The 10329-nt window shown below is 59.8% G+C and carries 10 protein-coding genes; all 10 read right to left on the reverse strand.

Annotated features, from left to right (window positions below; all coding sequences use genetic code 11):
• Window positions 1-2: 2 nt before the first annotated feature.
• Window positions 3-854: a ParA family protein gene (locus tag MTP40_RS14370; RefSeq protein WP_005929178.1), complete on the reverse strand. Its 852-nt coding sequence runs from the start codon at window positions 852-854 to the stop codon at window positions 3-5.
• 193 nt (window positions 855-1047) lie between these two features.
• The gene (locus MTP40_RS14375; protein WP_005929172.1) at window positions 1048-1842 is read right to left on the reverse strand and encodes a ParB/RepB/Spo0J family partition protein; all 795 of its coding nucleotides are present in this window, start codon (window positions 1840-1842) and stop codon (window positions 1048-1050) included.
• Between the two features lie 157 nt (window positions 1843-1999).
• Window positions 2000-2707, reverse strand: a complete 708-nt coding sequence (gene rsmG / locus MTP40_RS14380; RefSeq protein ID WP_005929169.1) for a 16S rRNA (guanine(527)-N(7))-methyltransferase RsmG — start codon at window positions 2705-2707, stop codon at window positions 2000-2002.
• Between the two features lie 138 nt (window positions 2708-2845).
• Window positions 2846-4720: a tRNA uridine-5-carboxymethylaminomethyl(34) synthesis enzyme MnmG gene (mnmG, locus tag MTP40_RS14385; RefSeq protein WP_249259603.1), complete on the reverse strand. Its 1875-nt coding sequence runs from the start codon at window positions 4718-4720 to the stop codon at window positions 2846-2848.
• 174 nt (window positions 4721-4894) lie between these two features.
• Window positions 4895-6265 (reverse strand): tRNA uridine-5-carboxymethylaminomethyl(34) synthesis GTPase MnmE, encoded by a 1371-nt coding sequence (gene mnmE, locus MTP40_RS14390; protein ID WP_249259604.1) that lies wholly within the window; start codon window positions 6263-6265, stop codon window positions 4895-4897.
• 129 nt (window positions 6266-6394) lie between these two features.
• The gene (jag, locus tag MTP40_RS14395; RefSeq protein ID WP_223384571.1) at window positions 6395-7516 is read right to left on the reverse strand and encodes an RNA-binding cell elongation regulator Jag/EloR; all 1122 of its coding nucleotides are present in this window, start codon (window positions 7514-7516) and stop codon (window positions 6395-6397) included.
• Between the two features lie 5 nt (window positions 7517-7521).
• A complete protein-coding gene (locus tag MTP40_RS14400) occupies window positions 7522-8604 on the reverse strand; it encodes a YidC/Oxa1 family membrane protein insertase (RefSeq protein ID WP_249259605.1) in 1083 nt (360 codons plus the stop codon).
• A 262-nt stretch (window positions 8605-8866) separates the two neighbouring features.
• The gene (gene yidD, locus MTP40_RS14405; RefSeq protein WP_005929149.1) at window positions 8867-9166 is read right to left on the reverse strand and encodes a membrane protein insertion efficiency factor YidD; all 300 of its coding nucleotides are present in this window, start codon (window positions 9164-9166) and stop codon (window positions 8867-8869) included.
• Entirely contained in the window at window positions 9163-9561 is a 399-nt protein-coding gene (rnpA, locus tag MTP40_RS14410) for a ribonuclease P protein component (RefSeq protein WP_249259606.1), read from the reverse strand. The genes yidD and rnpA overlap by 4 nt, the downstream gene beginning before the upstream one ends.
• A gap of 247 nt (window positions 9562-9808) precedes the next feature.
• On the reverse strand, window positions 9809-9943 hold the full coding sequence (gene rpmH / locus MTP40_RS14415) for a 50S ribosomal protein L34 (protein ID WP_005929142.1): 135 nt from the start codon (window positions 9941-9943) through the stop codon (window positions 9809-9811).
• Window positions 9944-10329 lie beyond the last annotated feature (386 nt).

Below are 10329 nucleotides of genomic sequence, written 5' to 3' on the forward strand. Positions count from 1 at the left end.
GGTTACGCTTCCCCCTGCTTCACTTGTTCCAGTGCGCTTTTCTGCTCGGCGGGGGCACTGTTCCCTTTTGTGCGGCGGCGTGCCGGCTCATGCGGGCGGTTGTTCTTTACGAACTCAATGGCGAGATCCATATAGGCCTCGCTGCCCTTGCCCTTGGGCTCATAGAAATTGATGGGCTGGCCGTAGCTGGGCGCTTCCGAGATGCGGATGGTGCGCGGGATGGTGGTCTTGTAGACCTTGGTGCCAAAATACTTTTTGACCTGATCCACCACCTGCAGCGTCAGGTTGAACCGCCCGGAGAACATGGTGAACACCACACCCTCGATGTCCAGATAGGGGTTGTACTTCTTGCGGATGGTCTTGAGGGTGCTGATGAGCTCCGACAGGCCCTCCAGTGCGTAATACTCACACTGGATGGGGATAAGCACGCTGTCGCAGGCGCACAGACCGTTCAGGGTGAGCAGATCCAGGCTGGGCGGGCAGTCCACAAAGATGAAGTCGTAGTCCTTCTGCACCGAGGCCAGTGCCTTGCGCAGGCGGCTTTCGCGGCCCGGCAGATCGATCATTTCCAGACCCGCACCCGCAAGCCGGGTGTTGGAACCGATGACATCGGTGCGGAACTCGGTCTTGCGGATGGCATCCTTTGCCTCCGCCTCACCGATCAGCAGCTCATAAGTACCCACATCGACACTCCGCTTGGGAATGCCGTAACCGGTGGTGGTATTGCCCTGCGGGTCCAGATCGACGATGAGCGTCTTTTTGCCCAGAGCCGCAACGCAGGACGAAAGGTTCACGGCCGTGGTGGTCTTGCCCACGCCGCCTTTTTGGTTTGCAATTGCAACGATTTTAGCCACGCTCTTTGTTTCCTCCCGGGAAAATTATTTGTTCCACGTGGAACATTCGAGGCCGGGCCCCGCTGTTTTCCCACCAGCAAAGCCCCTTTAAAGACTAGTATAGCACATCAGCGCGGCTTTTTGAACCTGTTTCCTGATTATTTTGCGTAAAAACCCTGTGGAATTGCATTTTTTGTGAAAATTGCGATGCGTTTTATCTTTGTGCGGCTGCGGTTGGAATGCGCACCGTGTATTCGATATACCCGTCCCGCTCTTCCCTGTGGGCCGTGGCAGGCACACCGTTGTCCGTCATCAGCCGGATGGCATGGTCGATGGTGTTGACAAAGATGCGCACATCCTTGACCATAGAGATGCGGTGTCTGCCCGGGGCGGCGGCATTGAGCACCTGCTCAATGTACAGGTCGGTCTGCCGGGCATTCATCCGCCGCTTGGCAATGGTGATAAGGGCTTCGCTCCGCCGGTTCTCGGGCAGGCGCAGGACAGCCCGGGCGTGGCGCTCGGTCAGGCCATTGTCCAGCACGAACTGCCTTTGGTCGGTGGTCAGCTGCAGCAGCCGCAGCTTGTTGGCAAGGGTGGGCTGTGCCATGCCCAGCCGCTTGGCCGCCTCGGCCTGGGTGCAGTCCCAAAGGGCGATCACATCCCGCAGCCCTTGTGCCTGCTCAAAGGGGTTCAAGTCTTCCCGCTGGATGTTTTCCAGCAGACCCAGCGCCGCAGTCCGCTGGTCGCCGCAGTCGCAGAGGATGGCCGGAATGGTCTCCATCCTGGCCAGCTTGCAGGCGCGGAGCCGCCGCTCCCCTGCCACCAGCTCGTAACCACCCTCGACCTTCCGCACCGAGATGGGCTGAAGCAGGCCGTTTTCCCGGATGCTCTGGGCCAGCCCCGCCAGCTCCTTTTCATCAAAAACAGTCCGAGCCTGAAACGGCGAGGGACGGATGCTTTCCACAGGCAGGGTGTAGATCTTTCCGGCAGATTTCTTCCATTCAAACATGATTCTTTCCCCTTTCGCTGAAATGTGACGCAGTTTTCCACTGTTTCCCGGGAAACAGTGGAAAACTTACTCATTGCAGTTCCAGTGTACCAGAAATCAAAAAGCCCTGCCAGAAGAATCGTTCGGCAGGGCTTGGCATTTATCTTGCGGTTTTGCGTTATTTCAGCGGAGATTTTGCGATCTTTCCACCGTTTCTGGGGTAGGCTGTCGGAGTTTGCGAAATCTTTTTGCAGAGGATGAGGGTGCGGGTATCACCGCCCGGCAGATGCAGGGTACGGGTCTCCTTGTACTCGCCGCCCAGCTTCCGGATGGCACCGCGGGCCGCAGCCAGCTCCTCCTCGCCGGAAGCGCCTTTCATGGCAAGAAAGCTGCCGCCCACCTTGACCAGCGGTAAGCAGTACTCGGCCAGCATGGGCAGAGCCGCCACCGCACGGGCAGAGGCCAGATCAAACTGCTCCCGCCATGCTTTGCGGGCGGCTTCCTCGGCGCGCTCCTTGGCAAACTCCACCCCGGTCAGGCCCAGCTGAGCGCAGGCATACTTCAAGAACTCCACCCGCTTGCCGGTGGGCTCCATCAGGGTCAGCTCCAGCTCGGGCTTGTAGATCTTTGTCACGATGCCCGGGAATCCGGCACCGGCACCTACGTCCACCATCTTCCCTGCTACCTCGGGCTGGCTGGCAAACAGCAGGCTGTCGAGGAAGTGCTTGTCCTCAATGCCCTCCGGGTCGGTGATGGCGGTCAGATTGACCTTCTGGTTGTAGTCCACCAGGATCTGCGCAAAGGCATCCAGCTGGTCCAGCTGTTCCCCGGTCAGCGCAATGTTCCACATGGAACATTTTTGCTCTAATCTGTTCTTGTCGATCATTCATCTGTCCCTTTTCGTTTTAGGCAATTCTTTTCTCTTTCTACCAATGGCTCTCCTATCAGGGGAGCTGTCGCCGCAGGCGACTGAGTGGTTGTACAGAGGTTCTGCTATCCTTCGTCCAACCTCTCCGTCATTGCATCAGGTTTTCTCTCTCACTGTTAAAGCAATACTCAGCTGCGCCACATCGGAGGGCGAAACACCGGGGATGCGGCCCGCCTGCCCCAGATTCTTCGGGCGGATGCGGGTCAGCTTCTCACGGGCCTCCAGCGTCAGGCCGGTCAGGTCAGCATACTCAAAATCTGCGGGAATCAGGGTCTTTTCGTGGCGGGCCACGTCACGGATCATCCGATCCTGCCGGGCAATGTAGCCAGCGTACTTGATCTCGGTCTCCAGCCGCTCGGCCAGCATGGGGGTAATGCCCTCGCCCCAGCCGATCATCCCCGCCAACAGCGGATAGCTGATCTCGGGGCGGCGGAGCAGCTCTTCGGCAATGCCGCCCTCAGCGGCAGGGGTCAGCCCGGCTGCTTCCATGGCAGCGCGCAGGTCAGCAGTGCGCAGATGGGTCTCGTGCAGGCGGCGGCGCTCCGCTTCCAGAATGCTCTGGGTGTGCTGGTATTTTGCCCAGCGGTCATCCTGCACCAGACCATACTCCCGGCCAATGGGGGTCAGCCGCTGATCGGCGTTGTCCTGCCGCAGGGTCAGGCGGTACTCGCTCCGGCTGGTCATCATGCGGTAAGGGTCCATGACCCCCTTGGTGACAAGGTCATCCACCAGCGTACCCAGATAGCTGGTCTGGCGCTCCAGGATCAGCTGGCTCTCCCCTTTTGCACTGCGGGCAGCGTTCAGACCTGCCAATAGACCCTGCGCGGCAGCTTCCTCGTAGCCGGAGGTGCCGTTGAACTGGCCCGCACCATACAGGCCCCGCACCACCTTGCTCTCCAGTGTGGCTTCCAGACTGGTCGGGTCTACGCAGTCATACTCGATGGCGTAGGCCGGGCGCATGATCTCAATGTGTTCAAAGCCCTGAATGCTCCGGTAAAAGGCGTTCTGCACATCCTCAGGCAGGCTGCTGGACGCACCCTGCAGATACATCTCCTCTGTGTTCTCGCCGCAGGGCTCCACAAAGATGGGGTGCCGGTCCTTGCCCGCAAAGCGCACCACCTTATCCTCAATGGAGGGGCAGTACCGGGGGCCAACCCCCTCGATCATGCCGCCATAGAGCGGGCTGCGCTGGATGTTGTCCAGAATGATCCGGTGGGTCTCGGGGTTGGTGTAGGCGATCCAGCACTCGACTTTGTTGTGCATGGGTGCATCCGTCAGAAAGCTGAAGGGCTGCAGTTCACTGTCCGGGTCGCCGGGCTGGCATTCCAGCTTGGAGAAGTCGATGCTTCTCCGGTGGACGCGGGCAGGCGTACCGGTCTTGAACCGCCGCAGAGGCAGACCGGCGGCTTTCAGGCTTTCGGTCAGGGCATTGGCGGCGTGCATCCCGTCAGGGCCGGAAGCATACCACGCATCACCGACAAAAATCTTTCCACCCAGATTGGTGCCCGTGGCAATGACCACACACTTTGCGCTGTACTCCCCGTTCAGCTGGGTCACAACGCCCTTGACATGGCCGTTCTCCACCTCAATGCCCACCACCTCGGCCTGATGGATGACAAGGCCGGGCGTGAGTTCAAGGGCGTGCTTCATATATTCGTGGTAGCGCTTGCGGTCGGTCTGAACGCGCAGGGCATGAACGGCAGGGCCTTTGCCCTTGTTCAGCATCCGGCTCTGCAGGTATGTGGCATCCGCCGCAAGGCCCATCACACCGCCCAGCGCATCCAATTCGCGTACCAGCGTTCCTTTTGCAGTTCCGCCGATGCTGGGGTTGCAGGGCATGTTGCCAATGGCATCCAGGCTCATGGTAAACACCGCCGTTTTGGCACCCAGCGTGGCGGCAGCGTGGGCCGCTTCAATGCCAGCGTGGCCCGCGCCTATTACGATCACATCGTAATCTCCAAGATGATTCATACTTTTCCTATACTTTCCTCTATGGTTCAATCTGCTGTTACCCGGCAGCGCGGCTGGAAGTTTCTCCGAGGACCGTCCGCTGGGGTGGGACCCTGTTGCCGCAGGCAATAGGGCGGGCGATGGAATGGCCCGTTTCGTGTCCGAGGAGAAAGCTGCCAGACGGGCTGCCCTCCGTTACTTTCCCACACAGAACCGCTCAAACACTTCATTGATGACATTCTCCGACGCATTTTCGCCGGTGAGGTCACAGAGGGCAGCCAGCGCATCGTCCACACAGACCGATACGGCATCCAGCCCGAACCCGCCGCTGACCGCATCCAGCGCACCGGCCACTGCATCCCGCGCGCGGGTGGCGGCAGCAAGCTGTCGCTGGCCCGAAAGGCTGGCAGCGTGGGGATCGATGTTGTTGGTGCCCAGCAGACGGGCAACGGCAGCAGCGATCACCCTGCGGCTCCCCTCTTCCTGACAGCAGACCGGGATCACCATGGCAAAATCGCCTGCAATGATCTCTTCGTCAAACTGAGTGGGCTTGTCCTCTTTGTTGACCAGTGCAATGGCCGGGCGACCAGCGCACCGCTGCGCCAACGCAAGATCCTCCCGGGTCAGGGGCTCAGAGCCATCGAACACCGCCAGGATCAGCCCCGCCTCTTCCAGTTTTTTCCAGCTTCGGCGGATACCTTCGGCCTCGATCGCATCCTCGGTCTCCCGCAGACCGGCCGTGTCGAACAGGTTCAGCCGGATGTCCCCCAGCCGGACGGCCTGCTCCACCACATCCCGGGTGGTGCCCGCCACGGGGGTAACGATGGCCCGGTCGAACCCGGCCAGCAGATTGAGCAGGGTGGACTTGCCCGCATTGGGCCGCCCCACGATGGCACAGTCCACACCCTCCCGCAGGACAGCACCGGCATCATAATTCCGGATGAGGGTGTCCAGCTCTCCCTTCACGGCAGTCAGGGTGGATACCAGCTGGGCATCCTCCAGCGCGGGAACGTCCTCCTCGGGGAAATCCACCCAGGCAGTCAGATGGGCCTGCAGGGCGGTCAGGGCATCCTTTTCAGCCCCGATCTTCTTCGCCAGCGCGCCGTTCAGGGAGGCATTGGCCAGCGCCGCACCCTGTCTGCCATCGGCAGAGATCAGGTCCATCACAGCCTCGGCCTGGGTCAGCCCCAGCTTGCCGTTGAGGAAGGCGCGGCGGGTGTACTCACCGGGAGCGGCGGGGGCGGCCCCGGCTGCGATGCAGCTTTCCACCAGCCGCCGGGCCACCGCACTGCCGCCGTGGCAGGAAAGCTCCACCACATCCTCGCCGGTGTAGCTGTGGGGAGCCCGGAAGAAGAGTGCCACGCCCTCGTCAAAGGCTTCCTCCCCTTCCATGAAATGCCCAAACAGAGCGGTGTAGCCCTTGGCCTCCTCCACCCGCTTATCGGGATTGGCCGGGTGGAACACCTTTGCCGCCACGGCATAGCTCTCCGGGCCGGAAAGACGCACCACGGCAATGCCGCCTGCGCCGGGCGCGGTTGCAATGGCCGCGATCGTTGAATGTTCCATGTTGGTGCTCTCCCTCCGCTCTCAAATCAGAATTATTGTATCACGAAGCGACGAAAAAGGAAAGAGACAAAAAGCCCCCTTCCAGTTTTCCACCGGAAGGGGGCAGCATTGTGCAAAACTCAGCGGAGTTTACAGCTCGATCTTGCCGAAGCTGAAATCGGCAAAATCATCCACGCGCTCGGTGCGCTTGGGTGCCACGGGTGCGGCAGTTTCTGCATCACGGGGAGCATAGGTGCGCTCGGGCACACTGGAAGGACGGGGACCGCGGCTGCCTGCGGGGCGGCCATTGCGGGGACCGCCATTCCGGGGGCTGCTGCCGCGTCCGCCGCGGAAGCCGCCATTGCGGTTGCCGCCGGGGCGGCGGCCATTGCCCCGCGGGCGGCGCTCGCCGTAGGTGTTGTCGGTCTGGGCATCGGGAGCAGTGGAGTAGATGACCACACGGCGGTCACGGCCCTCCCCCTTGCTCTCGCTGCGCACACCCTCCATCTTGCCGATGGCAGAGTGGATGATGCGGCGCTCGTAGGGGTTCATGGGCTCCATGGCAAAGCTGCGGCCGGTCTTGCGCACCTTGTTGCCAATGCGCTGTGCCAGCACGGTCAGGTCATTCTCACGCTTGTCGCGGTAACCGGCCACATCCAGGCCCAGCTTGATGTAATCGCCTTCCAGACGGTTGGCCACCAGGCTTGCCAGGTAGGACAGGCTCTCCATGGTCTCGCCGCGGCGGCCGATCAGGGCACCCAGCTTCTCGCCATCCAGACGGATGATGGTAGCCTCGCCCTTCTGCACGGCGCTGAAGGTGACATTCTCCACGCCCATCAGGGCAATGACTTCCTTCAGGTAGTCCACAGCAGCCTTGACCTTGGCGTTCTCTTCGATGTTGATGGGAACTTCCGGCTCCTCACCCTCTGCGGCGGGGTCAGCAGTCTCCTCAGCAGGAGCGGCCTCCTCTGCCACAGGGGCAGCGGCAGGTTCCTCGGCCTTGGGTTCCTCAGCGGGAGCTTCCTCCACAACAGGCTTCACCTCAGGCTCCACCTTCTCCTCCACCACGGGAGCGGCCGGGGCATCGGGCTCTTCCACGCTCACACGCACCTTGGCGGGGGTGGTCTTCAGGCCCAGAAAACCGGTTTTCTGGGGCATTTCGAGCACTTCATAGCTCACATTCAGGTCGTCGGCCTGCACGCCCAGCAGGGCGCAGGCTTTTGCGCGGGCTTCATCGACCGTCTTGCCGGTCGCTTCCTGAGTACGGATCATAACCGTCAATCCTCCTTCTTGTTTTCCAGCTCGCTCAGCGGAACGGTGCGCTCGTCCTTATAGCGCTCCGCATCCAGCTTGCGGGCATACTCCAGGCGGCGCTTGTTCATTTCGCTGGCGGAGATATTTTTCTCCACGACCTCGCCGGTCTTTTCATCCGTGACCTTGATGGTGGTGCTCTTTACACCGCGCTTCTGCTCCTTCTTGCGGGCAGCCATCTCGGCGGCGACCTCTGCCTTCATCTTCTCAGGGTCGTAGATCTTCTTCATCAACAGGCTCTGCACGGTCATCAGAATGTTGGAAACAACGTAGTACAGAGAGAAAGCGCTGGGTACGGTGAAGCAGAAGAAGACGTACATCAGCGGCATCATATACATGGTCAGCTTCATGCTGCCCTGCATCTCCTGGCCGCTGGCCTTCATGCTGATGTGGGTGGACAGGAACATGGTCACGATTGCCAGGACCGGGAGGATCAGCAGGGGCAGATTCTCTGCAGCCAGGCTGTACTGGGGCACACGGGTCAGGTCGATGCCAAAGAAATCCATGTGCTGGCCGAACTCGGTGATGGTAGCCACCTGATCCGGGGTGAAGCAGGAGGAAACGGTGCTCTCGCCTGCAATGACCTGTGCAATGATGTTGGTGTCGCGGGTCACGGTGGTAAAGCTGATGCCCATGGCAGTCAGGGCCTCACCTGCGGCGGTCAGGGCATCGGCACCAATGTGGAAGATGCGCTGCAGCGGGCGGTACACCACCTCGATAACGCCGAACATGACCAGGAAGTTGACCAGCATTGGCATACAGCCTGCGGTAGGCTTGTAGCCCTGCTCCTGCAGCTTCATCAGCTCTTCCTGCTGCTTTTCGGGCTTGTCGCGGTACTTTTTCTGGATCTCGGCCACCATGGGCTGGAAAGCGCTCATGCGGGCCATACTCTTCTGCTGGTTGAGCTGGAGGGGGATCTTGATCACGGTGATGAGCAGGGTGAACAGGATGATGTCCCAGCCGTAGTTGGGGATCAGCTTGTAGATCCACTCCATTACATAGCCCAAGGGCCAGCCCAGGATGTACAAAGGATTCATAGTTTCGTCCATTCTGCCCCGCCTGTGGTGCGGGACGTTTAGATTTTTATGAGAAGGACACCCCGCCCACAGTGCGGAGCGTCACAAGAAGCATAAGAACGGATTAAACCTCTCAGTCAACGCCTGCGGCGTTGCCAGCTCCCCTAATAGGGGAGCCCTTGGCAAAACCGTCAACTGGATCGGACTGCCAAAGCCTCCCCTACCAGGGGAGGTGGCATTGCGAAGCAATGACGGAGAGGTTGTACAAAGGAGCCGTGTATCATAAGCACGCTGCTTAACCGTGCCGCCCCCGGAACAGCTTTGCCGGGGACAGTCTCCGCTCCGGGCTCACCCAGCGGCCTTTGGGCGGCACCGGGTCAAAGCCCCACCGGCCAAGCGGATTGCACCGGGCGATGCGCCAGGCGGTGAGCAGCAAGCCCTTGATACAGCCATGGGTCTGGATGGCTTCTATGCCATACTGGCTGCAGGTGGGGGTAAAGCGGCAGTTGCGGCCCAGCCCCGGGCTGATAAAGCGCTGGTAGAACCGGATGGGCGCACAGAGCGCGTTCCGGCAGACGCGGGAGACGGGATTCACTGTTTTGCGGCCCGGTCTGCGGGCGGGACCGTGGCAGGGGGCTTTGCGCCCGGCTGCTTTGCCTTGTCGGGCAGGCCAGCCTGGGCAAAGAGCCTGGCCACCACTTCGCTGAGCTGCCAGCTCTTCAGGCGGGGGGTCATGCCCCGGGCCACGAACACCAGATCATAGCCGCCGCTGTTCTGATCCAGATGCTCATCAATGGCAGCCTTCATCACGCGGCGGGCGCGGTTGCGTTGGACGGCATGGCCGATCTTTTTGGTGGCTGTCAGGCCCACGCGGGTCTTTTTGCCGCGGGTCTTGAGCACATACAGCACCAGCGCCGGGTTTACATAGGACTTGCCGCGGGCATACACGCGGCCAAACTCGCTGTTGCGGCGGATGGGACGATAGCGCACTGCTCCGTCGCCTCCTTTTCGGTTAAAAAATCGCAGAACTTCCCTAAAGGCAAAGTTCAAAATTCAGTATAGCAAAAAAACGCCGACATGAAAAGGCTGTCCGGGCGTTTTTTGTGCCAAATCTTTTGCCAAATTTTTAGTCATTCCGCGCGCAGAACGTCCAAAATAAGAAAAAGACCGCCAATTCTGGATCAGCAGTCTTTTGTGCGCATGTTCAATTCTGCGCCGGATCCCTGGCAAAACGGGATCAGACGGTCAGGCTCTTGCGGCCCTTAGCACGGCGAGCATTGATGACCTTGCGGCCGTTCTTGGTGCTCATGCGGGTCAGAAAGCCATGAACTTCCTTGCGATGACGCTTCTTGGGCTGAAAAGTTCTCTTCATGGTTGTATCCTCCGTAAAAACTCGTCCCCGGTAATGGGGTATTTCTGGTCCCAAATTGGGGACAGGCTTGCAATTCAACAGTATATCGCACACTATCCCCTTCTGTCAAGCGTTTTTTTCACTTTCCAGCAAACTTTTTTCAAATTTCTTTGTGAAAAAGCTTTCAACTTTTTCACCGGTTCTCCGTGGAAAACTTTTCTTCCACCATATCTTGTGGCCAAAAACCGCCTTGGACACAAGAGCCGCGAGGTCACGATGGAGCGTCTTTTCTTATGTATTATAAATTACATTATAGAATATAGACGCAGGGAGATTTTTGTGGTATACTAACGGGGTATCAGCAGCATTGTTGAAAACTTCGACCAATTCAATGGAGTGGATGTTTT

This window comes from Faecalibacterium sp. IP-3-29 (assembly GCF_023347335.1).
Classification (GTDB): domain Bacteria; phylum Bacillota; class Clostridia; order Oscillospirales; family Ruminococcaceae; genus Faecalibacterium; species Faecalibacterium duncaniae.